Raw genomic sequence first — 22,639 nt, 5'->3', positions numbered from 1 at the left:
ATAAATTTTTTGTCAAATTTATAGTGACTTAAAGCGCTAGCTAAATATCTTTTTATACAAATTTCGTTAAAATCGCCTCAAAATTTAAAGGAAATTTATGAAACAAACCATCACAGAAAAAATATTCTCAGATCACGTTGGCAAAGAGGTAAGCGCAGGAGAGATCATCGAGAGTAAGATCGATATGATCATAGGCAACGACATCACGACGCCTATTTCTATTAAGCAGTTTGAGCGAAGTGGCGCTAAAAAGCTAGCTAATCCAAACGGCTTTGCTATCGTGATGGACCACTACATCCCGACAAAGGACATCCTAAGCGCAAATCAAGCCAAAATTTCACGCGAATTTGCCTACAAACACGACCTTAAAAACTATTTTGACGAAAAAGATATGGGCATCGAGCACGCGCTTTTGCCTGAAAAAGGGCTAGTAATCCCAGGCGACGTCATCATCGGCGCAGACAGCCACACCTGTACTCACGGCGCTCTTGGAGCCTTTAGCACCGGCATGGGCAGCACCGACCTAGCTTATGCGATGATCACTGGCAAAAACTGGTTTAAAGTGCCTGAGAGCATCAAAGTCGTCTTTAAAGGCAAGCTTGATAAGCACGTTTATGGCAAGGACCTCATCCTTGAGATCATCCGCCAAATAGGCGTTGATGGCGCACTTTACAAGGCACTTGAGTTTAGCGGTGAGGTGATAGAGGGCCTTAGCATGGATGATAGATTTTCAATGTGCAATATGGCGATCGAAGCTGGAGCAAAGAGCGGTATCATCGCAGTTGATGAGATCACAAAAGAGTTTTTAAAAGATAAAAATTTACGTGATAAACCAAAATTTTTCTACTCAGACGAGGGCGCAAAATACGACAAAATTTTAGAGATCGATGTTACAAATCTTGATCCAGTCATCGCATATCCATTTTTGCCAAGCAACGGCAAGAGCGTAAGGCAGGCGGTTCGCGACGATCTAGCTATCGATCAGGCATTTATCGGCTCATGCACAAATGGCCGTCTAAGCGACCTTCGCATCGCAGCACAGATCCTAAAAGGTAAAAAAGTAGCTCGCAAAACAAGGCTCATCATCACTCCAGCGACGCAAAAGATTGCAAGAGCTGCTGAAAAAGAGGGACTTATCGACATTTTCATCGAAGCAGGAGCGGTTGTGAGCAACCCAACTTGTGGCGCTTGCCTTGGCGGATATATGGGCATTTTAGGTGCAAATGAGCGCTGTATCTCAACGACAAATAGAAATTTCGTCGGCCGTATGGGCGATAGAACGAGTGAAATTTATCTGGCCAACTCGGCTGTTGTGGCGGCCTCAGCGATAGCAGGCAAAATCGCCGATCCGCGTGATCTTTAGAATTTAACGGCTCGTCTCGCGAGCGCTTTTAACGGAGCTAGTAAAAATTTAGCTCGATAGACTGAATTGTCTTATCTTTGCTAAATTTTTACGTCGCAACCCTTAAACCCATCTCACGATACTTTGCCTTATATTTTTGACAAATTTGGTGAAATGTTTTTCTTGTGAAATTTTTCGTTGTAATATCTGGTTTTATCTGTAAAAATCAAAGAAATTCAAAAGCATTTTGTATAAATTAAATTTAACCGATAGATCCTGCTATTTTTGCAAATTTACCGTCTATTTTTAGCATTAAAACGCTGTTATAGTTGCCAAAAGTCCAAAGATTATGCCTGGCAAGTTTGCGGCAGAAAGTGGATAGTCTTTTTTAGCTTTTAGCAAGCCGTAACTTGTCCAGATCGTGCAGTTTATCGCAGCAGCTAGTGGCTGGATAAAAGGCGTTTTATGGCCATCAAGGTTGCCCATTATTTGTGTGATGTATGAAAAATACATAACAACTGGTAAGCACGTACCTATCCAACCTAAAATTTGCAAATTTCTTTCGCTCATGTGATCTCCTTTAAAAGTAAGCCGTTATTTTCTAGCTTTATGATTAGCGAGGTAAAAATTATTTTATCTGCTAGAAAGCAACCCTTGCTTTGACAAAAGCGCTTTTTTACAAATTTAAGGCAAAGCTTTTATCAAGTGATAATAAATTTAAAACAAGATGAGTTAGAAAATTTGGTTATACTTTTGTAATTTTTAAAATTTAAAAGGATAAAAATGCAAACTTGCGTCATTTTAGCAGGTGGCAAGAGCTCACGCATGGGTCAGGACAAGACGCTTTTACCATTTGGGGGTTTTGAAACGCTTACGCACTATCAGGTTGCTAAATTTAGCAAAGTTTTTGATGAGGTTTTTGTAAGCTCCAAATTTGAGAAATTTAGCCCGCCACTAAAGCTTATAAAAGATGAGAGCAGCGAGGACTATTCGCCGATGCTAGCGCTTTACTCTGTGCTTAAAAGCTTTGATCATAGCGTCTTTATCATCCCAGCTGATATGCCATTTTTTGAGCCTTCTAGCCTTGATGAGCTAGCTAAATTTAAAGATGAATTTGACATGGTCGTAGCTGGCGATGATGAGCATATACACTCGCTTTGTGGCTTTTTTAGCCCAGGCTTAGCCCCGCTTGCGCATGAGCTTTACCTAAAAAATGAGCATAAAATCGGACTTTTACGAAAAAGCTGCAAGTGCAAGATAGTAAATTTTGATGATAAAGAGCAGTTTTTTAACGTAAATTTCCCGGAAGAATACAAAATAGCAAACGAAATTCAAAAAAAGGAGCAAAAAGATGCCTAAATTTATACCATTTTTGGCTTTTGGTTTTAGCCTTTTAGCAGCAAGCGAACTTAGCGAGTTTCAAAGGGCGCAAGCACTTGAGCAAAGTGGCGACATAAAAGGTGCTATGCAAATTTATAAAAGCATTGCCGAAAACTCTATAAACGCGCAAGGCTTAGCCTCCAAGGCTAGCCTAAATGCCGAGCCAGCGACGCCAGAAGCAAAGGTAAAGCAGGCTAAGATCACACAAGAAAACAAGGCTGAACACCATCTGCAAAACGCACTTGGCATAGAACTTTATAAATTTAACTACCTTTTTCCAGTAACTTACGCTAAAACTGTGCCAGATGATGGGCGAAAGAGCGTTGAGACCAAGTTTCAAATAAGCCTTGCAAAGCCGCTATTTTACGACGTTTTTGGCCTTAGAGAGAGCCTAGTGGCAGCCTATACGCAGACTTCGTGGTGGCAGATCACTAAAAAGTCATCGCCGTTTCGCGAGACAAACTATCAGCCAGAAATTTTCTTAAATTTTGCCTCACCAAAATATCTAGAGAAAATCGGCATCCAAAATCTAAAATTTGGCCTTTTGCATGAGTCAAATGGACGAGATGGCAGCAAATCAAGAAGCTGGAACAGAGCCTACGTGCAAAGCGACTTTGTCTATGGCAACTTTAGCGTCTCACCAAGAGTTTGGAGCGTGATCGGCGAAAAGAACGACAATAAAGAAATTTTAAACTACATCGGACACGGCGACGTAAGGCTTAGCTACAAGCTAAATGATCAAATTTTTAGCCTAATGCTAAGAAATAACTTACATTTTGATAAAACAAATAAAGGTGCTGCTGAAATTTCATATATGTTTCCGATATTTTCAAGCGGCGTTTATGGCTATTTGCAGTATTTTACAGGATATGGCGAGAGCTTGATTGATTATGATAGGCACACAGATAAGGTTGGTCTTGGCTTTGTTATTTTAAAATAGCCTTAAAAATTTAATCTTATAAAGTGGCTAAATTTGGGCAGGTAATCTAAAATTTACATAAATAATGAAAAAAATTTAACTAATAGAAAAACTTAAAAATATTAGAAAAAATATAAGCAAATTTTGCTAAAATCACTAGCAAAATCTCACAATAAAGGAGTTTTTATGAGCGGTATAGCTTTGATTGTCTGTTTTGTTATAGCAATCATCCTTATGATCCTTATGATCTCAAAGTTCAAGGTGCATCCATTTTTGGCACTTATGAGTATATCTTTGGTGCTTGCGATCGTCGCAGGTATCGATCTATCCAAGATCCCAGCGATGATAGGCGTTGGTTTTAGTGGCACATTTAAGAGCATCGGCATCGTCATCATCTTTGGAACGATCATCGGTACAGTGCTTGAAAAAACGGGAGCTGCGCTAAAGCTAGCTGACATGGTCGTAAAGCTAGTCGGACAAAGACGCCCTGAGCTTGCCATGCTTATAATGGGCTGGGTTGTTGGCATACCAGTATTTTGCGATAGTGGTTTTGTCGTATTAAACTCTATCCGCGAAGCACTTTATAAAAAGATCGCAGCAAGCCCAGTTGCTATGTCAGTAGCACTTAGCGGCGGTCTATACGCTTCTCACGTCTTCATCCCGCCAACTCCTGGTCCAATAGCTGCTGCTGGCACACTTGGCCTTGGCGGAAATTTACTTCTTGTCATCATCATGGGTACAGTAGTTTCGGTGCCTGTTTTGGTAGCTGTCTATTTCTTTTCAAAAAGCATCGCTAAAAGCGTAACTATCAGCGACAAAGAGGCTGACGCTACGATAACAGCGAGCTACGAGGAGCTTTTAAATAAATTTGGCAAATTGCCTAGCGGATTTTTAAGCATCGCACCTATCATCATGCCTATCATTTTCATGGCGGTTGGCTCTGTGATCGACGTTTTGGCAAAGCAAAGCATGCTTGATAAGGCTTCTTTTTTACCAAAAGTATTTTTATTTTTAGGTAACCCTATCATCGCCCTTGCGATCGGCGTGATCTTTTGTGTATTTTTACTAGCAGAAACTAAAAAGATGAGAGAATTTGACCATATAACAAACGAATCATTAAAGATCGCAGGTCCTATACTCTTTATCACCGCAGCTGGCGGCGTTTTAGGCAACGTCATCACTGAGGCTGGCTTTGTAAATTTCATAAAAGAAAATGCCTCAACTATAAAAGCGATAGGAATTTTCTTCCCATTCATCATCTCAGCCGTGCTAAAAACTGCTCAAGGAAGCTCGACCGTGGCTATCATCACGACAGCCTCTATCATGGGTGCATTTAGCGCTGATAACTCGCTCATGCACACACTTGGCTTTACGAGCGAAATCTCAGCTGCGCTTTGTGTCATGGCGATAGCATCTGGCGCGATGTGCGTATCTCACGCAAACGACAGCTACTTCTGGGTCGTAACAAACTTCAGTAAGATGACCGCAGATCAAGGTTACCGCACACAAACAGCGATGACATTTATCATGGGCGTTGTTGGTATGATCAGCGTTTATATACTATCTTTGGTGCTTTTATGAGAATTTTGGTTGCGATAGATTCATTAAAAGGCTCGCTAAGCTCGCTTGAAGCGGGCCTTGCTATAAAAGAAGCCCTTGAAGACTTTTGTGATGTTATAGTAAAGCCAGTAGCTGACGGCGGTGAGGGCAGCGTGGAGGCTATGGCTGACGCACTTGATGCTAAATTTATAGATATCATCGTCAAAAACCCACTTGGCACTGAAATTTTAGCTAGATATGCTCTAAAAGATGACCTTGCCATACTTGAGATGTCAAGTGCTTCTGGTCTTACTCTTATAAATACTAATGAACGCAATCCTATGAAAACTAGCACATTTGGCTTTGGTCAGATGATAAAAGATGCCATTAGCAAGGGTGCTAGGAAATTTATCGTAGGTATTGGCGGAAGTGCTACAAATGACGCTGGCACAGGTATGCTAAGCGCTCTTGGCTTTAAATTTTATGACAAAAATGGCGCTTTGCTTGAGGGTAAAGGTGAAGATCTAGCTCAAATTTGCGACTTTTCAGATGAAGAGGCTATAAAAGAGCTAAAAGAGTGCGAATTCTTAATCGCCTGTGACGTGGATAATCCACTCTACGGACAAAAGGGTGCTGCCTACGTCTATGCCCCACAAAAGGGCGCAAATGGTCGCATGGTAAAGCAGCTTGATGATGGGCTAAAGCACTTTGCAAGCCTTGTAAAAGAGAAAAATGGCACTAAATTTCACACGCAAAAGGGCGCTGGAGCAGCTGGCGGACTTGGCTTTGCTTTTGTTGCATTTTTGGGCGCAAAGCTTAGGCCTGGTATCGAGATCATCACGCAGACCATCGCACTTGAAGATGAGATCAAAAAGGCCGATCTTGTCATCACTGGCGAGGGTCGTATGGACTTTCAAAGTACCATGGGCAAGACTCCAACAGGCGTGGCAAAGCTAGCTAAGAGGCATCATAAGCCAGTTATTGCGCTTGCTGGAAGCGTGCAAAGGTGCGCCAAAGACTGCCATAAACACGGCATAGATGCGTATTTTTGCATACTAAATGAACCAATGAGCCTTGAAGAAGCTATGCGAAAAGATAATGCCATTAGAAATTTAAAGATGACTGCCGAGCAAGTCATCCGCCTTTATATGCTAAATCACAGAGCATAAATTTAAAAAGATAGAAGCTAAATTTCTATCTTTTTCTCTAAATTTACCTCCAAATTTTACTCACAAAGTGCTACAAAAATTCTCAAAATTTAATACATTTTGCAAAAATATAAAATAAACTTTAGAAAAAAAATTTACTATGTTAAAATAAGAAAAACTTCTAAAAAGAAAGGAGAATTTCTTATGCAACAGACCCTAAACTCTCGTCGCAGCTTCATCACAGCTGCAGGACTGTTTTTCGCTACGACTGCGCTAAAAGCAGCACCAAAGGACTTTGGCGGTAGTGGCGTTCGCTACGGCATGGCGATAGATCTAACAAGATGTGTTGGCTGTCAGTCATGTACTATGAGCTGTATGTTGGAAAACGACGTTCAACCAGGTGCTTTTAGGACCATCGTTTCTGAGTACGAGGCAAAGGATAAGAGCGGCAAAATGGCGGTCATTGCGTCACTTCCAAGACTTTGCAACCACTGCAACAAGCCAGCCTGTATCGACGTTTGTCCAACTGGAGCAAGCTACCAAAGAAGCAACGGCATCGTAAAGATCGACACAAAAGAGTGCATAGGCTGTGCGCTTTGTGTGGAGGCCTGTCCATATCACGCAAGATATCTTAGCTTGCATACCTACAAGGCCGATAAATGCACCTTCTGCGACCACAGACTAAGAGCGGGACTTCAGCCAGCATGCGTAGAGAGCTGTGTGGGCGGTAGCCGTATAATAGGAGATCTTAATGATCCTAACTCAAATATCAGAAAATTTCTAGCCACACATGAGACTATGGTCATAGATAGCCCTAAAAATACAAATCCACAGGTGTTCTACCACGGCGTCAGCGAAATTTTGGCTAAAAACGATAAGAAACTCGAGCTTGAAAACGGATATCAAAAGGTTATCAACTGGAGCGAAGAGATAGCACAGTAAAGGAAATAAGCAATGCAAAGAAGAGAATTTTTAAAAAGATCAGCCGTACTCTCAACACTAACCGCAAGCGCTGTGCTAGCAGACGGCGAAAAAGACGACTACAAACCGCAGTCAAACTCACTAGAGCCTGAATTTAGCGTAAAAGACGGCAAAATTTCACTCAACTACGGACATAGCGTTGTCTTTTCAATGTGCCACGGCTGTACGACAAAGTGTGGCATAAGACTTCACGTAGATGACAAAAACGACCGCGTTTTAAGATGTAGCGGCAACCCATACAATCCACTCTCAAACGTACACTGGGCAAATTTTGACACATCGATAAACGACGCTTTGCTTGCCACAACACTAAGCGGCGAAGATGAAAAGCGAGCCACAGTTTGCGCCAGAGGGGCGATATTGCCTGAGATGATAGACTCACCTGCAAGGATACTAACTCCGCTAAAAAGAGTTGGCAAAAGAGGCGAGGGCAAGTGGAAGAGCATAAGCTTTGAGCAGCTAGTAGAAGAGGTAGTAGAGGGCGGAGATCTCTTTGGTGAGGGACACGTGGACGGGCTAAGAGCGATATATAGCGACGAGCTAATCGACAGCGAAAACCCAGAGTACGGCACCAAGCGTAATCAATTTTTAAGCTTTTACCTATATGACGGACGCTCTGATATCGTCGATCGCTTTGTCAAAAAGTCATTTGGCACTATCAATCACTACTCACACGGCGGAATTTGCGGTGGCGGCTTTAGGGTCGGTGGCAAGATCACGCACAACGCAAAGGGTTTTGCACACACAAAACCAGACTATGAAAACTCTAAATTTGTTATCTACTGGGGCACTTCGCCGTCAAATGGTGGCAACCCTTTCCAAAAACAGGCAAAAATGCTCTCTTACGCAAGAGGCACTAGAGATGACTTTAGCTACGCAGTGGTCGACCCAAGCGTTACAAATGCTGTAAAATACGCCTCTTCAGACAAAGGCCGCTGGATAGCGATAAAGCCAGGCACCGACTCAGCTCTAGCCATGGCGATGATACGCTGGATCATAGAAAATGAAAAATACGCTACAAACTACCTTATCCAGCCAAATTTAGACCAAGCAAAACTTGCAGGCGAGATACACTGGTGCAACGCCACACATCTAGTCATCACCGAAAAAGGCCACAAAGACTACGGCAAATTTGCACTTATCAATAACGAGTGGCAGGTCTGCTCGCAAGATGGCAAGATACAAAGCTACAAGGTAAATGAACCAGCCAAACTCTACTACAAAGGTAAAATTTTAATAGATGGCAAAAAAGTTGAAGTAAAAAGCTCAATGCAGCTTTTAAAAGAGTCAGCTTATAAGCACAGCCTAGATGAGTACTCAAAAATTTGCGGTGTTAGCGTTGAAGATATTATCTGGCTTTGCGAAAATTTCACCAAAAATGGCAGACAGGTGAGCACAAACGTGCATGGCGGTATGATGCATACGCAAGCTGGTATGACTACCTACGCGATTCTTTGTCTAAATACGCTAATGGGCACTTACGGCTACAAAGGTGGCAACGTCAATGCAAGTGCCGGCACACACGAGTTTTTAAAGGGCAGATATGACCTTGAGAGCTTTGAGGGCGCTTATAAGCCAAATGGTCTAAATTTATCAAGATCAGGCAAATACTACGAAACAAGCTCTGAGTATAAGCGCAAAGTAGCAGCTGGCGGCAGCGGCTATCCATCAACTCAGCCATGGTATCCTATCTCTATGCCACTTGTAAATGAAACGCTCACGAGCCACAAGGCTGGCTACCCATACAAAGTAAAAGTTTTCATAAACTACATGACAAACGTACTTTACGGCCAGGCCGGACTTGAAAGAGCGGTTTTAGACGCGCTAAAAGATAGTAAAAATTTACCACTTTTTGTGGGTATCGACGCCTTTATGAACGAGACAAACGCCTATGCTGACTACATCGTGCCAGACGGGGTAAATTTAGAAAACTGGGCGCTTCCAAACTCTCTTTGGGGAACGATCGCTAAAACTTCAGTCGTGCGCTATCCATCCGTTAGCTCAAAGCAGGCAAAGGATAAAAACGGCGGCGTTATCGACGTTGAGGCGTTTTATATAGCCGTAGCAAAGAGACTTGGTCTAAAAGGCTTTGGTAAAAATGCCTTCAAAGACAAAGACGGAAATTTCATGGACCTTGACGTAAAAGAGCAGTATTACGCAGCTGCACTAGCAAATTTAGCCTTTGACGGCGAGGGTGTGAAAGATATAAGCGACGAGGATAAAAAGCTTAGTAAGATATCAAGAGTGATGACAAAACTCGATCCTTATCTAAAAGACGAAGAGAAGCCAAAAGTAGCGCACGTGCTAGCAAAAGGCGGTAGATATGATAGCTACGAGAGCGCGTACAAGGGCGATAAAGCAACCGTAAAAGTGCCAGCGCCTACGCCAGCTTCTATCTACTATGAGCCACTTGGCGGACACAGACACTCAGTAACGGGCGAATATATGCCAGGAGTGCCAAGTCTGATGTTGCCAGTAGCAAGTGACGGCACGCCGCTTGAGAAATTTTTCCCACGCTCTGAGTGGAAATACACAGTTAGCTCAAGAAAGTCAAATATCCAGCACTTCTACACATTTGTTAGCCCAAGGCTAAGAGCCGTTCATCCTAGCAACTTCGTAAGGATAGCACCAGATGTAGCGAACGAGCAGGGCATTCGCTCAGGCGATAAGGTCAAAGTGACTACGCCTTATGGAGCGCAAGTTGGCGAGGCATTTGTAACTGACGGCGTTGCTAGCGGGGTTATCAGCATAGAGCATGGATTTGGCCATGACGAGTTTGGTATAAGAACGCACATCGTCGATGGAAAGCCAGCTTTTGGGATAGCAAATTTAGAAAAAGGGGTCAATCACAACAAGCTTGGACTTCTTGATCCAAAAAGAAATGGCGAATTTAGCCTAAATGACTGGCTGGTGGGTACTTGTGCTAGACAAGCACTGCCTGCAAAGATAAGAAAGATAGGCTAGTTTGATAAATTTGGCGAGCAGAGTAAAATTTGCTCGCCAAATTTCATTTTCGTACGGCTTTTTGCTCGTGCGGCGTAAATTTATATGCAGGGCAAGCTTTTAGACTGCTTATAAGCTAAAAATTCTCACATATTTATACGGCTTCATAGTTAAATTTGATGTTTTAAATTTTGTATTGGTTAAATTTAATATTGCTAGTTTGCTTTGAGCGTTCTCATTTGCCAAGTCCTCAGCCACTTTGGCAGCAAGTTTTAGCTTATCACTATCAAAGTGCGTGTAAATTCGTGAGGTGTTTAGGCTTGCATACCCAAGGACTTCTTACACTAGTGTTAAGCTTTTTTCTGATTACGACCAAGAGAAATTTAAAAGGCAGGCTATTTAAACATCAAAAACTATAAAAGCTTAAGCACATATCCATTTCCAACGGCTTCAAGCTTATATTTATGCATCTTATCAAGCTCTAAAACCACTCTGAAATACTTGTCATGCCAACCGATTATGACGTTTTTAAAAGTATTGTTTTCAAGCTTTAAATTTCTAGTTTTAAAGCTTCTTGGAGGTTTTGCAAAGTCAAGTACGATCTTATTTTTCTCGTAAGCAAAATGTTTTAAATTTTTAGCTTTTGTGATGATATTTAGCTCTTTTTCATGTGTTAAAAAGCTGATAAATCCTAAAAATTTAACCTCTTTTTCGCTGCTTTTTGTCTCTTGAACAGGCTTTGTAGTAGGCTCAATTTTTACTTCGACTACCTTTTGCTCAGGTTTAGCAGGCTCTTTTGCTTTTTTTGTGCCAAGGTCGATCACCACGACGTTTGGAGTTGGCACATCTGAGCTTTTATTTCTATCTTTGTTTGAAATTTTAGTCTCATTTTTTTCTATTATCACCGGCGTGCTAACCTTTTGAGCTGGTACATCCGCCATCGTGACAGAAACATCTAGTTTTTTAGCTGCGACTGGTTCTGGATTTTTCATCTTGCTTAGGGCAAATTCATCGTTCCAGTCGATAGTTTTGTTTATATCGGTTAGTCTTTTTTCTTTTATGCTGCCGTCATTTGCTCTGTATCTTATGGTGACATCAAGCAAAAGCATCGCATCGCTTGGAAATTTAAACGAGAGCGAGTTGAAACTGTCATATTTCTCTACGACATTTGTCGTCATAACGCTTGTGTTTAGCTCGCTAATAGGCATAAATGGGTTTTCTCTAGCGCATAAGCTCGCTGTAAATATAGATAAAACTAACCAAATTTTCTTCATCGTTCCTACTTTTTATTAGAGTCTGGCTCAAGGCCTTGTAGTTCAAAATAATCTTTTTGCAGACGTGCATTCATCTTTTTTAAAATTTCCACGTCTTCGCTAAGCCTCTCTTTTTTGCTCTGAAGGCTTAGCATGACATCAAGTGAGCGTTTGCCAAACATCATGTTGCCCACGTAAAAGGCAAACATAGCCACGCAAATGGTGGCTATGACGTAGCGTAATGTCGGCCGAACAAATTTTATGATTTTATGAAATATGCCATCTTCTTTGCCATATTCATCTAAAATTTCGCTCAAATATTATCCCCTAAAAACTCACCCGCCTCAAGCTCGATCTCAAGCAAGCGGTTGTATTTCGCGTTGCGCTCGCTTCTTGAAGTGGCACCCGTCTTTATCTCGCCAGTGTTTAGTGCGACTGCGAAGTCAGCGATAAACGCATCTTCGCTCTCGCCGCTTCTGTGGCTCATTATGCAGCGGTAGCCATTTCTTTGAGCAAGGCGGACAGTTTGCATAGTTTGCGTGACTGAGCCTATTTGATTTGGCTTGATGAGGATCGCATTTGCGATCTTTTTCTCGATGCCTTCGCGTAAAATTTTCTCATTTGTAACAAATAGGTCGTCGCCAACTAGCTGCACCTTGCTACCAAGCCTTTTTGTAAGCTCGGCCCAGCCACTCCAGTCATCCTCACTAAGACCATCTTCGATAGAAAATATCGGATATTTTTCGCAAAGTTTTTCATAGTAGCTAATGAGCTCGTCGCTGCTAAATTTCTTGCCTTCAAGCTCGTATTTGCCGTCTTTGTAAAGCTCGCTTGAAGCGACGTCAAGGGCTAGTTTTATCTGGCTGCCTAGCTCATATCCAGCCTCTTTTACGGCTTGTGATATGAGCTTTAGTGGCTCTTCGTTGTCTTTTAAATTTGGAGCAAAACCGCCCTCGTCGCCGACAGCTGTGCTGTGTCCAGCTGCGTTTAGGATAGATTTTAGCTTGTGGTAAATTTCAGTTGCAGCTCTTAGCGCCTCGCTAAATGTGCTAAAGCCAAATGGCATGATCATAAATTCTTGAAAATCAACGCTATTATTTGCGTGCGCGCCGCCATTTATGATGTTAAACATCGGCACTGGCAAGATGCTAGCGTTTGCACCGCCAAGATAGCGGTAGAGTGGGATATTTAGGCTCTTTGCAGCTGCGCGAGCTACCGCCATAGATACGCCAAGGACAGCGTTTGCGCCTAAATTTGAGTAGTTGTGCGTGCCATCAAGCTCAAGCATCTCCGCATCGACTGCTTTTTGGTTGTAAGCATCAAGTCCTATCACTGCTTCTGCGATCTTTTCATTTACGTTTGAAATAGCCTTTAAAACGCCTTTGCCAGCATATCTCTCGTCTTTGTCGCGAAGCTCGAGCGCCTCACGCTTGCCAGTGCTTGCACCGCTTGGTACGATCGCGCTTGCCTCGGTGCCGTCGCTTAGTCTAACTGTTGCGCGGACTGTTGGGTTGCCTCTGCTGTCTAAAACCTCGTGAGCTTCTACATCTTCAATAAATACCATTATTCATCTCCTGCTTCGTTTGTGTCGTCGTCTTCGTCTTTTGCGCTGCTGCTTATTAGGTGATCTATCCCCATTGAGCCTTTTATCGCCGCTACTATCTCGTCAGAAATTTCTGGGTGCTCTTTTAGGTAGGCTTTGGCGTTTTCTCTACCTTGACCTAGTTTTTCGGCCTTGTAGCTAAACCACGCGCCTGATTTGTCGATGATGTCTAGTTTTACGCCATAGTCGATGATCTCGCCCTCTTTGCTCACACCCTCGCCAAACATGATGTCAAATTCAGCCACTTTAAATGGAGGTGCCACCTTGTTTTTAACGACTTTTGCTTTTGTGCGGTTGCCGATAGGCTCGTCATTTTGTTTAAGTGTAGCTATCTTTCTTACGTCTATTCTTACAGATGAGTAAAATTTAAGTGCATTACCTCCAGTTGTGGTCTCTGGCGTGCCATATCCCATCATACCGATCTTCATACGAATTTGGTTGATGAAGATAACAGTTGTCTTCATCTTGCTTAAAATTCCAGTTAGCTTTCTAAGCGCCTGGCTCATAAGCCTTGCTTGCAAACCAACATGCTGATCGCCCATATCGCCGTCTATCTCGCTCTTTGGAGTAAGTGCAGCAACGCTATCAACTACGATAAGATCGATCGCACCGCTTCTTGCAAGTGTCTCAACGATCTCAAGTGCCTGCTCGCCAAAGTCTGGCTGAGAGACGTAAAGGTTGTCGGTATTTACGCCTAAATTTGAAGCGTATTTTACGTCTAGTGCGTGCTCTGCATCGACAAACGCACAAATTCCGCCAGCTTTTTGTGCTTCAGCGATGATGTGAAGTGTGAGCGTGGTCTTACCAGAGCTCTCTGGTCCGTAGATCTCGATGATCCTGCCTTTTGGAACGCCGCCTATGCCAAGAGCCAGATCAAGTCCTAGCGAGCCAGTCGGTATCGACTCGATCGCCTCAACCTCTTTGTCGCCAAGTCTTAAAAGCGTGCCCTTGCCAAAAGCTTTATCGATCTGCTTTAGCGCAAGCTCGAGCGCCTTTTTCTTGTCCGCTTCGCTCTCTGGGATAGCTATTTTTTTGTCACTATCTTTTTCTTTTGCCATTTTTTACCTTATAGTTGAAATTTGACTTGATTTTATCTAAAAAGAGATGAATTTTACTTGATTTACTCGCAAATTATAATATTTTCGCCAAGCAGCGCAGCGCTATCAATAAGAGCAAAAAGCTGCTCTTTTTCAAACAAAAATCCATAAATTTGATCTTCATTTTTTAGTATCGCAAGCTTAAGCGGCTCTATAAGCGAGCTTGCGCAAAGATTTAAAAAAGCTTCATCGATATGATTTTGTGAAATTTGGGGTTTGGTTTTAAAATTTTCATCTTTTATAAAAGAGATAAATTCCTCTTTGGTAGTAGATTTATTAAATTTAAAAATTAGTTTTTCTTTTAAGGCCTGCGCTAAAATTTCATCAAATTTAACTAGGTCGATATGATCTTTTACGCCTAAAATTCTGGCGAAATTTAGCAGATTTTTATCGTAATCAGCCACATTTTTCTCATGCTCGCTTTGTGCCTTTTTAGCCCTATAAATGGCGTAAAAACCGATAGCTATAAACAAAAGTGAAAGGGTAAAAACTTCGCTCAAAAACTCACTCATCACTATCCTTATAAAATGCAAACTTCAGTCTTAAGCTCTACGCCAAATTTCTCTAAAACCCTAGCCTTTGCTAAATTTATAAGATTTGTGGCGTCTTCAAAGCTTGCGTGGTTAAAATTTATCAAAAAATTTGCGTGCTCTTCGCTAAATTTCGCTCCGCCGATCGCATACCCCTTTAGCCCCACCGCTTCAATCAATGCCCCTGCAAAGTGCCCATCTGGATTTACAAAACAGCTGCCAAAGCTAGCTCCTTTTGGTTGATTTGCTCTTTTTGCGCTTATAGCTTCAGATATGCTCGCGTCAAAGCCGCTTTGAAGCTTAAATTTAGCTCCCAAAATGGCCTCATCTATGCCGCTGTGGCGGTAGCTAAAGCTTATCTCATCTTTGCTCACCCAGCCACGAGCCAGACGCACATGTGTGAGATTGTCGCTTATGCTAAATTTAAGCAGCCCAGCATTCATCTTGATAAGTCCGCCAAGCGTGCCAGGGATGTTTTTTAAAAACTCAAGGCCGGCTATATTGTTTTGTTTGCAGAAGTTATAAATTTTAGCTGATTTTGTCGCAGCACCTATCTCAAGGCAAATTTTTTCATCACAAATTTCTAAATTTATGTAGTCAAAGCTCTTGCCAAGCATCGCCATTTTTGGGGGATTTGGCGAGATAAGCAAGTTGTTGCCCCCACCTATCATCACAGAGCCTAAAAAGTGAGGCGAGCTTAGATCTTCAAGGCTATCAACCTCGAAAATTTCATGCACGCCACCGATCCTAACAGAGGTAAATTTAGAAAAATCAACAAGCCTCGTCACTGGATAAATTCCGGTATAAAATCAAGCATACGAGTGGTAAATTCAACCATCATCGAGATCATCCAAGGCATCAAAAATATGATGACAACGACGACTAGCAAGATCTTTGGCACGAAGCTTAGCGTGGTTTCGTTTATCTGCGTGGTCGCTTGAAAGATGGAGATGATAAGACCAGCGATTAGTCCGCTTAGCAGCATCGGAAGGCTGATATAAAGGGCGATCTTAAAGGTTTCAACTCCAAGCGAGACAAGCGTACTTTGCATCAGCTAAACCTTGCTTCGTTGTATTCAGTTGGGATTAGGTAGTCGTTTACGTCGATTGGCTTTTCAAAAAAGCCTTTATCATAGCCTATTTGATAGAGCTTATTTAGCGCTTTTAGCTGCGTTTCGTTCATGCTGATGGACTCGTCATTTGCATATAAATTTAGATACGCTTTAAGCTCGTCTTTGCCAACTCTTATTAAATTTCGCTCCATTAGCATGTGAGATAAAAATGGCTTGTGCGAAGTGGCGATCCTAACGGCCTCGCTAAGCACTCTCTCGCACTCGATGGCGTCAGTTATCGGCAGACTTCGTCTAAGCGCCATACCGCCAAGTGGAAGCGGTAAATTTTCGCCGTTTAGCTCGCTCCAGATATCCCAAATTTCACGCTCGACGCAGAGCTTGTCAGAGAAATTTAAGATACTTTCATGTATGAGCACGCCAGCATCGACCTCGCCGCTAAGCACGGCATTTTCGATCTCTAAGAAATTTTTATAAACGATCCTTGCCTCTGGGTAGGCTATGCGAAAGAGCAGGGCATTTGTCGTGTTTTTGCCAGAGAGTGCGACCTTGAAATTTCGCTTTAGCTGCTTATCTTTTAGCTTGATAAGCTTTGGACCATATCCGTTGCCAAAGCTCACCGCGCAGCGTAAAAGTGCAAATTCATCGCAAATTTTAGGATAGAGTGCAAAGCTGATCGCCGTAGCCTCATAAGTGCCTTTTAGCGCCTCTTCGTTTAGCGTTTCTATATCAAGCGCCTTTGATGTAAAGGCTAAATTTTTACTGCTAACCCAGCCAAATTTGACCGCAGCATACATGAAAATATCGTCAGCGTCCGGCGAGTGAGCGACGTTTATAGTTTTTAGATTATGCAAAGATGATCCTTTTTTTGATTACGCCATTTTAATGAAATTTATTTAAAATAAAGTTTTAAGGGCGGTTTTAAAACGATTTTACCAGCTTTGCCTCTTTGAAATTTAGCACGTATTTCACGTCTATGGCGTCTTTAGCCCCTTTTCTTCGAGCTTGGAGCGTTGAGTAAAACGGATGCTTAAGTTCAAGCATCTTAATCAGCTTTTGATCGCTATCTTCTTTTTTTATATTTTCAACGATTATTGTCGTTATAAATTTGCCATCAAACTCGTAAAATGGCCAGACTATCACGCCTGCATCGCTTGTTTTAAAGTCTGTAATTTTAGACTTTTTAGGGATATTTAGCATGGAGATGATCTTTTTGCGTGAGTTGTCCGCATGTTGCACTGAGATCACCTTTACAAGTAGGTCTTTTTTGACACCGATACCATTTTGACTAAAGCGATAAACGCCGTCCTCAAGGATACCAACCTTTTCAAAGGCATTAGCGTAGTTTGCCGCGGAGCAGGCGGTCAGCAAAAGCGCTAGAAACGTTAAAATTTTTATAAATTTCATTTCTTCTCCTAAAATTTCACTCTTTTTAGCCTATCTGAAGCGAAATTTTTCCTGCCAAATTTAGCTTCATTTTTGCCGTTTAGCTCGACTAGATCGCCTGTAAAGCCACAAATATCATTTTTAACAAGATAGCTTCCCACGCCGTAAATATCAACTGGGGTGTTAAATTTCTCAAATTCGCTCATTTTTTGCGGGTTAAAGCCTGAGCTAACGACTATTTTAACGTGCTTAAAGCCAGCTTTATCAAGCGCCTCTCTTAGAGCAAATATAAGCTCCTTGCAAACGCCATGCGGGTCAAATTTGCTCGTATCTTTGTCCTCAAAATACCTATCTATCAAATTTTTACTAGTATCCACTCTAACCGCGCCAAGTCTCTCCTTTAGGGCATTTGCAGCCTTTAGTGCGTCTGTTATCACATCGTTGTTATAATCAACTAGTGCCGTGATCTGCTCGTTTTCAAAGGTTTTGGCATAAATTTGACAAGCCTTCACCACGTCTCCGCCGCACATTTGAATGAGCGCATGAGGCATGGTGCCGCCACCTTTTAGCCCTGTAAGCTCGCCCTGAGCGTCTGTGGCGACCTTTTTGATGCCGCCGATAAATGAGGCATATCCGTCGCCTGGCTGCGTGCAGATGTCGTCTTGTCTGTCTGCCATGCTAAAGACGACCTTGCCATTTGCCGCTCTTATCACGTCTCTAGAGTTTGTCGCCACGCAGCTTCTTCTAGTAAGCGTCGCGTCGATCACGTTTTCTAAAAAGCCGAAATTTTCATACTTGCCGCTTATCTTTAAAACTGGCTCGTTTGCATTTATGATATCGCCATCATCAAGCGCGTAAATTTCAAGCTCGCTTGGATTTTTGGCAAATTTATTGACTATCGCTAAAACTTCGTCGATACCGCAAAGCACGATATCATCACGCCTTTGGAAAAACTGCATCGTCACGTGCTGATTAGGCAGGTTTTGCTTAATTATCTCATTTACTTTTAGAAAGTATTTCGCTGTGAAATAGCCCTCGCCGATCCTTGGATCTAGCCTAAAAGTCTTATCTGTTAGCCTCTCTATCTTGCCTTGCATCTTTAGCTCAAGTTCGTTCATGTCTATCCTTTTGTTTTTGCGAGATTATACCATTTTAGCGAAATTTGGCGCAGGCAAAAGAGCTAGTGAATTTTATGCAAAAAGCAAAATTTAGAGGGCGAGCTAAAGGATAAAATTTTAGCAGTTGCTGGCGTAACACAGGTCGTTACCTATATATTAAGCGGCGAAGTTGATGCTGACTTTATCAATCAAACTGAGCTAAACGCGTACAAGGATGAATTTGGTAGTTTTGTCTTGATAGATAAAGCACTTTACGTCCCAGCAAATATTGTGGCAGCAGCCTTTATCCTAGCGCTCTCGCGAGGGCTTGGCAAGGTTGGTATAACGCTCATTTTAGGTGGCAATATCATATGCGAAACAGACACCATCTCACTTGCTATCTACGAACGCAGTCTATGATGGCAGAAGCGATCAGGCACTCACTTTAAGCCTTGTTTTGGTTATGCTTAGTTTTATTTTGTTTTGGGTTATAAATTTGCTAGAAAAAAGTAGGATTTAGCACAAAATTTGTGCCAGCTAAAAATTAAATTTATGAAATTTCGCTACAATTAAGCGCTTATTAAAAATTTAGGAGACTTTTCTATGAAAAAAGAAGACATAAAAGAACTTATCGAATTTTTTAATGGTATGGAGATGAATCATATCAAGATAAAAAGTGGTGATTTTGAAGTCGAGCTAGAGAAATTTGCAGATTATTGCGCGCCTGCGAAGCCAGTGGCACAAGCAGCAGCTCCAACGCCAACACCTGTAAATGTTGTCGTTAGCTCAGAGGTAAAACCAGCTGCAAATTCGCCAAAAGATAGCATAAAATCTCCTATGGTAGGTACTTTCTACGCTGCTCCAAGCCCAGGCGCTGCACCATTTGTAAAAGTAGGTCAAAGAGTGAGAAAAGGCGATGTAGTGGGCATCATCGAAGCTATGAAGATCATGAACGAGATCGAGGCTGAGTTTGACTGCCAGATCACTGAGATGCTAGTCTCTGACGGACAGCCAGTTGAGTTTGGATTGCCGTTATTTGGCGTGGAGAAAAATTAATGGAATTAAAGAGAATTTTAATCGCAAACCGCGGTGAGATCGCTCTTCGTGCTTTGCGAACGATAAAGGAGATGGGTAAAGAAGCTGTTGTAGTTTATTCAACTGCTGACAAAGACGCGCTTTACGTAAAATACGCTGACGTGGCTATTTGTATCGGTAAAGAGCGCTCAAGCGATAGCTACCTAAATATCCCAGCTATCATAAGCGCAGCTGAGATCAGCGAAGCAGACGCTATCTTCCCAGGTTATGGCTTTTTAAGTGAAAATCAAAATTTTGTTGAAATTTGCTCACATCACAAGATCAAATTCATTGGACCAAGCGTTGCTGCGATGGCTTTGATGAGTGACAAGAGTAAGGCAAAACAGGTCATGCAAAGAGCTGGCGTGCCAGTCATCCCTGGCTCAGACGGCGCTGTGGCTGACACAAAAGCAGCAAAAGAGCTAGCTAAAAAGATAGGCTATCCTGTCATACTAAAAGCTGCTGCAGGCGGCGGCGGACGCGGTATGCGCGTGGTTGAAAAAGAGGCTGATTTAGAAAAAGCATTTTGGTCTGCTGAGAGTGAGGCGATGAGTGCATTTGGCGATGGCACAATGTATATGGAAAAATATATCCTAAATCCACGCCACATCGAGGTTCAAATCATCGGCGATAGCCACGGCAACGTGCTTCACATAGGTGAGCGCGACTGCTCTATGCAGCGCCGTCACCAAAAGCTGATCGAAGAGAGTCCAGCCATCTTGCTTGATGAAAAAACAAGAGAGAGGCTACATGAAACTGCCATAAAAGCGGCAAAAGCGATCGGCTACGAGGGAGCTGGTACGTTTGAGTTTTTGGTTGATAAAAATTTAGACTTTTACTTTATCGAGATGAACACAAGGCTTCAAGTCGAGCACACAGTTAGCGAAATGGTAAGTGGGCTTGATATCATCGAGCTTATGATAAAAGTGGCTGAGGGTGAAAAGCTACCGTCACAAAAAAGCATCGAGCTAAAAGGCCATGCGATCGAGTGCAGAATCACAGCTGAGGATCCAAACACCTTTACTCCGTGCCCTGGCAAGATCACAAAATATGTCTGTCCAGGTGGCCGCAACGTGAGAATGGATAGTCACATCTATCAAGACTACTCTATACCGCCGTATTATGACAGCATGATCGGCAAGCTCGTAGTTTGGGACACAGATAGAAATAGAGCCATTCACAAGATGAAAGTAGCTCTTGATCAGCTAATAATAAGTGGCATAAAAACAACAAAAGATTTTCACATCGCCATGATGGAAAATAAAGACTTTTTAAGCAACAACTACGATACAAACTATCTTTCAAGACATTAAAACTAAATTTTAAACCAAAGCCATAAGGCAATGGTTTAAAATTTTTTATTTTATATATAAGCCAAATTTTTAGGTATTAAACTTTTTAAATTTAAGAGAAATTTGGCCAGTTTGTAACTACAAAATGCAATAAATACTAAGAATTTATCTAAATTTATTAGTAGCAACTAAGTTTTGTGATATTCATACCATTTTTAAAATATGGCGGATAGGGCATAGTTACGGTAAATGGCACCGCTTTTTGCTTTGGTAAATTTTGAGCTACGTCAAATTTGTATGCAACAGTGTTTGGTCTCTCGTCCTCATCGCCTCCAAAAACCCATGAGAAAAATGAGAGCCCACTTGGTTTAAATAGCGCTTCGCCACCAAGATCATTTTTATTTAGCGGCTGATTAATAAGCTTAATTGTAAGAGTGCATTTGCTAATGGTAAATTTGCCGACATTTCTTACTTGACCTCGAAAGACGATGCTTTCATTTCTTAACACTCGCTCGCTTTTTACGCCCTCGACTATGCCTTTTTTGGTGTATTTATCAAGAACTAGCATCAAAAAAATGGCAAGCGTGGTTGAGACCAAAATATTTGTAAAAAGTAGCGATAAAAATAGCTTTCGCTCAGCTCTAAGTGAGAGCACAAGAAATAAAATAGAAAGTAGTGCGATCGCGAAAAGCACGATGATATGAACGATGGTAAAGTAGTTTGAGCTCATCAAAAACACTCCGCTTTTTTGGTGATATTGTAGTCAATGAAGGCAAAGTCATTGACAAATCCTCTTATCTGCTTACTCTGCTTTGGCAAAAGCGCTTCATTTAAAATGATACGTTTTTTAGCAAAAGGATTGAGTGAATTTAGAAAATTTCTCGTGCTTTGTTTTGAGCCAAGGTAGAAGCCAAGCTCGATTTTGCAAACGTTTAATGTGTAGTTTGAGTTATTTGTGATGTTAAAATCAACCATCAACGCATCGACATATTGAAGCTGTTTTGTGTTTATTTTGCTTATGCTAACAGGTCTTAAGCTCTCATTTATATATTTGTTTGCGTAGTAGTTACCTGCAAAAAGTCCCAAAAAACCAGCTAGGATAAATAAAAATCCTATCTGCCACCATGATTTTATTGCAACAAAAATTCCTAAAAGCACGATAAATATAAATGCTAAAAACACCCAACCATAGGCTAGAAAGTCGATAAGTTTGGCGTTTTGAAGTATGAAAAGTATGTTGTGCTTGATGCTATTTAACATCTCGCGATCTTTTTTCTTCGATGCCACTCATGCCAAAACGTCTTGCAAGCTCGTTTTTGACGGCATCTGGATGTATGTTGTGGGCTGAAAGTGCCACAAGCGCGTGAAAGCAAAGATCAGCTGCTTCATATATGAGGTCATTTTTTGCCTTTTGCTCATCTTGTTTTGTCTGCTTGGCAAAACTAAGCTCTTTTGCCGCCATGACAAGCTCTGTAGCCTCCTCGCCAACTTTTTTTAGAATTTGATTTTCACCCTTTTTAAAAAGACTTGCCACGTATGAAGTTTGCGGATCTGCATTTAGTTTTCTATCTTCTATAACGTGATAAAGCTCGTCAATGACGCCGTAACTTGGCTTTTTAACCTCGCTTTTTTCATCTGAAATTTCTAAATTTTCTAAATTTATCTCGTTAAAAAAGCAAGACCTTGCCCCAGTGTGACAAGCAGCGCCTTCCTTTTGAACGACTTTTAAAAGCAAGGTGTCGTTGTCGCAGTCTAAAAATGCAGCCTTGATCTCTTGCGTGTTGCCACTCTCTTCGCCTTTTTTCCAAATTCTATTTTTAGTGCGTGAAAAATAGTGAGCGTAGCGGCTAGATAGAGTTAAGCTTAGTGCTTCTTCGTTCATATAAGCAAGCATCAAAACCTCGTTTGTAGCGTGATCACAAACCACCACCGGGAGCAATCCACCAACCTTTTGCCAGTCTATACTTTTTGCTACGCTATTCATTT

General features: G+C 41.8%; 24 protein-coding genes and 1 pseudogene. 10 read left to right on the top strand and 15 right to left on the bottom strand.

The window, feature by feature from the left end; all coding sequences use genetic code 11:
* Positions 1–97: 97 nt before the first annotated feature.
* Entirely contained in the window at positions 98–1,363 is a 1,266-nt protein-coding gene (leuC, locus tag CVT08_RS08855; RefSeq protein ID WP_107855727.1) for a 3-isopropylmalate dehydratase large subunit, read from the top strand.
* 291 nt (positions 1,364–1,654) lie between these two features.
* Here the strand turns inward: leuC and CVT08_RS08850 are convergent, their stop codons facing one another.
* A complete protein-coding gene (locus CVT08_RS08850) occupies positions 1,655–1,912 on the bottom strand; it encodes a SemiSWEET family transporter (protein ID WP_107855728.1) in 258 nt (85 codons plus the stop codon).
* Positions 1,913–2,125: 213 nt separating this feature from the next.
* Here CVT08_RS08850 and mobA point away from each other — a divergent pair, with 213 nt between their 5' ends.
* From mobA to CVT08_RS08820, 6 genes are all read left to right on the top strand, one after another.
* Complete coding sequence (gene mobA / locus CVT08_RS08845) at positions 2,126–2,701, top strand: molybdenum cofactor guanylyltransferase (protein ID WP_107855729.1); 576 nt, start codon at positions 2,126–2,128, stop codon at positions 2,699–2,701.
* Complete coding sequence (locus CVT08_RS08840; protein WP_107855730.1) at positions 2,694–3,662, top strand: phospholipase A; 969 nt, start codon at positions 2,694–2,696, stop codon at positions 3,660–3,662. The genes mobA and CVT08_RS08840 overlap by 8 nt, the downstream gene beginning before the upstream one ends.
* Before the next feature lie 165 nt (positions 3,663–3,827).
* Positions 3,828–5,222, top strand: coding sequence for a GntP family permease (locus CVT08_RS08835; RefSeq protein WP_107855731.1), 1,395 nt, complete (start codon positions 3,828–3,830; stop codon positions 5,220–5,222).
* Positions 5,219–6,349, top strand: a complete 1,131-nt coding sequence (locus CVT08_RS08830; RefSeq protein WP_107855732.1) for a glycerate kinase family protein — start codon at positions 5,219–5,221, stop codon at positions 6,347–6,349. The genes CVT08_RS08835 and CVT08_RS08830 overlap by 4 nt, the downstream gene beginning before the upstream one ends.
* Positions 6,350–6,532: 183 nt before the next feature.
* The gene (locus CVT08_RS08825) at positions 6,533–7,270 is read left to right on the top strand and encodes a 4Fe-4S dicluster domain-containing protein (protein WP_107855733.1); all 738 of its coding nucleotides are present in this window, start codon (positions 6,533–6,535) and stop codon (positions 7,268–7,270) included.
* 12 nt (positions 7,271–7,282) lie between these two features.
* Positions 7,283–10,273 carry a molybdopterin dinucleotide binding domain-containing protein gene (locus CVT08_RS08820; RefSeq protein ID WP_107855734.1) on the top strand — a complete coding sequence of 997 codons (2,991 nt, stop codon included), beginning with the start codon at positions 7,283–7,285 and terminating at the stop codon, positions 10,271–10,273.
* A gap of 216 nt (positions 10,274–10,489) precedes the next feature.
* Here the strand turns inward: CVT08_RS08820 and CVT08_RS10280 are convergent.
* The 11 genes and pseudogenes from CVT08_RS10280 to CVT08_RS08770 all read right to left on the bottom strand — a co-directional run.
* Positions 10,490–10,591 (bottom strand): annotated as a pseudogene (locus CVT08_RS10280) (tyrosine-type recombinase/integrase); the annotation flags it as partial.
* Between the two features lie 74 nt (positions 10,592–10,665).
* Positions 10,666–11,526, bottom strand: a complete 861-nt coding sequence (locus tag CVT08_RS08815) for an AMIN domain-containing protein (RefSeq protein WP_107855735.1) — start codon at positions 11,524–11,526, stop codon at positions 10,666–10,668.
* A gap of 5 nt (positions 11,527–11,531) precedes the next feature.
* Complete coding sequence (locus CVT08_RS10375) at positions 11,532–11,714, bottom strand: hypothetical protein (RefSeq protein WP_178140078.1); 183 nt, start codon at positions 11,712–11,714, stop codon at positions 11,532–11,534.
* Positions 11,715–11,818: 104 nt separating this feature from the next.
* A complete protein-coding gene (eno, locus tag CVT08_RS08805; RefSeq protein ID WP_107855736.1) occupies positions 11,819–13,069 on the bottom strand; it encodes a phosphopyruvate hydratase in 1,251 nt (416 codons plus the stop codon).
* Entirely contained in the window at positions 13,069–14,166 is a 1,098-nt protein-coding gene (gene recA / locus CVT08_RS08800) for a recombinase RecA (RefSeq protein ID WP_107855737.1), read from the bottom strand. Before recA ends, eno begins: the two co-directional genes overlap by 1 nt.
* A gap of 62 nt (positions 14,167–14,228) precedes the next feature.
* A complete protein-coding gene (locus CVT08_RS08795; protein ID WP_107855738.1) occupies positions 14,229–14,717 on the bottom strand; it encodes an addiction module antitoxin in 489 nt (162 codons plus the stop codon).
* Positions 14,718–14,725: 8 nt separating this feature from the next.
* Positions 14,726–15,523, bottom strand: a complete 798-nt coding sequence (locus tag CVT08_RS08790) for a UDP-N-acetylmuramate dehydrogenase (protein WP_107855739.1) — start codon at positions 15,521–15,523, stop codon at positions 14,726–14,728.
* Positions 15,520–15,789, bottom strand: a complete 270-nt coding sequence (fliQ, locus tag CVT08_RS08785; protein ID WP_223154231.1) for a flagellar biosynthesis protein FliQ — start codon at positions 15,787–15,789, stop codon at positions 15,520–15,522. The genes CVT08_RS08790 and fliQ overlap by 4 nt, the downstream gene beginning before the upstream one ends.
* Complete coding sequence (locus tag CVT08_RS08780; protein WP_230855980.1) at positions 15,786–16,601, bottom strand: menaquinone biosynthesis family protein; 816 nt, start codon at positions 16,599–16,601, stop codon at positions 15,786–15,788. The genes fliQ and CVT08_RS08780 overlap by 4 nt, the downstream gene beginning before the upstream one ends.
* Before the next feature lie 124 nt (positions 16,602–16,725).
* Positions 16,726–17,211 (bottom strand): chemotaxis protein, encoded by a 486-nt coding sequence (locus CVT08_RS08775; protein WP_107855741.1) that lies wholly within the window; start codon positions 17,209–17,211, stop codon positions 16,726–16,728.
* An 8-nt stretch (positions 17,212–17,219) separates the two neighbouring features.
* A complete protein-coding gene (locus CVT08_RS08770) occupies positions 17,220–18,308 on the bottom strand; it encodes a nicotinate phosphoribosyltransferase (protein ID WP_107855742.1) in 1,089 nt (362 codons plus the stop codon).
* Between the two features lie 234 nt (positions 18,309–18,542).
* On the opposite strand from CVT08_RS08770, the gene CVT08_RS08765 reads away from it, so the two are divergent.
* The 3 genes from CVT08_RS08765 (at position 18,543) to CVT08_RS08755 (ending at position 20,674) form a co-directional block, all read left to right on the top strand.
* Complete coding sequence (locus CVT08_RS08765; protein ID WP_196381002.1) at positions 18,543–18,707, top strand: hypothetical protein; 165 nt, start codon at positions 18,543–18,545, stop codon at positions 18,705–18,707.
* 183 nt (positions 18,708–18,890) lie between these two features.
* Positions 18,891–19,343: an acetyl-CoA carboxylase biotin carboxyl carrier protein gene (gene accB, locus CVT08_RS08760; protein WP_107855743.1), complete on the top strand. Its 453-nt coding sequence runs from the start codon at positions 18,891–18,893 to the stop codon at positions 19,341–19,343.
* Positions 19,343–20,674, top strand: a complete 1,332-nt coding sequence (locus tag CVT08_RS08755; protein ID WP_004317853.1) for an acetyl-CoA carboxylase biotin carboxylase subunit — start codon at positions 19,343–19,345, stop codon at positions 20,672–20,674. The genes accB and CVT08_RS08755 overlap by 1 nt, the downstream gene beginning before the upstream one ends.
* A gap of 157 nt (positions 20,675–20,831) precedes the next feature.
* On the opposite strand, the gene CVT08_RS08750 is transcribed toward CVT08_RS08755, so the two are convergent.
* Genes CVT08_RS08750 through hisIE form a run of 3 tightly spaced genes read right to left on the bottom strand, consistent with a single transcriptional unit; the run spans position 20,832 to position 22,637 of the window.
* Positions 20,832–21,383 carry a DUF2393 family protein gene (locus CVT08_RS08750; RefSeq protein ID WP_103558977.1) on the bottom strand — a complete coding sequence of 184 codons (552 nt, stop codon included), beginning with the start codon at positions 21,381–21,383 and terminating at the stop codon, positions 20,832–20,834.
* Positions 21,383–21,913 (bottom strand): DUF2393 family protein, encoded by a 531-nt coding sequence (locus tag CVT08_RS08745; RefSeq protein ID WP_107855744.1) that lies wholly within the window; start codon positions 21,911–21,913, stop codon positions 21,383–21,385. The genes CVT08_RS08750 and CVT08_RS08745 overlap by 1 nt, the downstream gene beginning before the upstream one ends.
* Positions 21,903–22,637 (bottom strand): bifunctional phosphoribosyl-AMP cyclohydrolase/phosphoribosyl-ATP diphosphatase HisIE, encoded by a 735-nt coding sequence (hisIE, locus tag CVT08_RS08740; RefSeq protein WP_107855745.1) that lies wholly within the window; start codon positions 22,635–22,637, stop codon positions 21,903–21,905. The genes CVT08_RS08745 and hisIE overlap by 11 nt, the downstream gene beginning before the upstream one ends.
* Positions 22,638–22,639: the final 2 nt, after the last annotated feature.

The sequence above is a fragment of the Campylobacter concisus genome (assembly GCF_003048835.2).
Taxonomy (GTDB): domain Bacteria; phylum Campylobacterota; class Campylobacteria; order Campylobacterales; family Campylobacteraceae; genus Campylobacter_A; species Campylobacter_A concisus_D.
The sequence above is the reverse complement of the archived record's forward strand: the minus strand, read 5'-3'. Positions and strand labels throughout refer to the sequence as shown.

Bases quoted from the DNA above. Each gene is read 5' to 3' on its own strand.
- leuC (WP_107855727.1), top strand. From the start codon at position 98: ATGAAACAAACCATCACAGAAAAAATATTCTCAGATCACGTTGGCAAA.
- CVT08_RS08850 (WP_107855728.1), bottom strand. From the start codon at position 1,912: ATGAGCGAAAGAAATTTGCAAATTTTAGGTTGGATAGGTACGTGCTTA.
- mobA (WP_107855729.1), top strand. From the start codon at position 2,126: ATGCAAACTTGCGTCATTTTAGCAGGTGGCAAGAGCTCACGCATGGGT.
- CVT08_RS08840 (WP_107855730.1), top strand. From the start codon at position 2,694: ATGCCTAAATTTATACCATTTTTGGCTTTTGGTTTTAGCCTTTTAGCA.
- CVT08_RS08835 (WP_107855731.1), top strand. From the start codon at position 3,828: ATGAGCGGTATAGCTTTGATTGTCTGTTTTGTTATAGCAATCATCCTT.
- CVT08_RS08830 (WP_107855732.1), top strand. From the start codon at position 5,219: ATGAGAATTTTGGTTGCGATAGATTCATTAAAAGGCTCGCTAAGCTCG.
- CVT08_RS08825 (WP_107855733.1), top strand. From the start codon at position 6,533: ATGCAACAGACCCTAAACTCTCGTCGCAGCTTCATCACAGCTGCAGGA.
- CVT08_RS08820 (WP_107855734.1), top strand. From the start codon at position 7,283: ATGCAAAGAAGAGAATTTTTAAAAAGATCAGCCGTACTCTCAACACTA.
- CVT08_RS08815 (WP_107855735.1), bottom strand. From the start codon at position 11,526: ATGAAGAAAATTTGGTTAGTTTTATCTATATTTACAGCGAGCTTATGC.
- CVT08_RS10375 (WP_178140078.1), bottom strand. From the start codon at position 11,714: ATGTTTGCCTTTTACGTGGGCAACATGATGTTTGGCAAACGCTCACTT.
- eno (WP_107855736.1), bottom strand. From the start codon at position 13,069: ATGGTATTTATTGAAGATGTAGAAGCTCACGAGGTTTTAGACAGCAGA.
- recA (WP_107855737.1), bottom strand. From the start codon at position 14,166: ATGGCAAAAGAAAAAGATAGTGACAAAAAAATAGCTATCCCAGAGAGC.
- CVT08_RS08795 (WP_107855738.1), bottom strand. From the start codon at position 14,717: ATGAGTGAGTTTTTGAGCGAAGTTTTTACCCTTTCACTTTTGTTTATA.
- CVT08_RS08780 (WP_230855980.1), bottom strand. From the start codon at position 16,601: ATGTATGCTGCGGTCAAATTTGGCTGGGTTAGCAGTAAAAATTTAGCC.
- CVT08_RS08775 (WP_107855741.1), bottom strand. From the start codon at position 17,211: ATGAAATTTATAAAAATTTTAACGTTTCTAGCGCTTTTGCTGACCGCC.
- CVT08_RS08770 (WP_107855742.1), bottom strand. From the start codon at position 18,308: ATGAACGAACTTGAGCTAAAGATGCAAGGCAAGATAGAGAGGCTAACA.
- accB (WP_107855743.1), top strand. From the start codon at position 18,891: ATGAAAAAAGAAGACATAAAAGAACTTATCGAATTTTTTAATGGTATG.
- CVT08_RS08755 (WP_004317853.1), top strand. From the start codon at position 19,343: ATGGAATTAAAGAGAATTTTAATCGCAAACCGCGGTGAGATCGCTCTT.
- CVT08_RS08750 (WP_103558977.1), bottom strand. From the start codon at position 21,383: ATGAGCTCAAACTACTTTACCATCGTTCATATCATCGTGCTTTTCGCG.
- CVT08_RS08745 (WP_107855744.1), bottom strand. From the start codon at position 21,913: ATGTTAAATAGCATCAAGCACAACATACTTTTCATACTTCAAAACGCC.
- hisIE (WP_107855745.1), bottom strand. From the start codon at position 22,637: ATGAATAGCGTAGCAAAAAGTATAGACTGGCAAAAGGTTGGTGGATTG.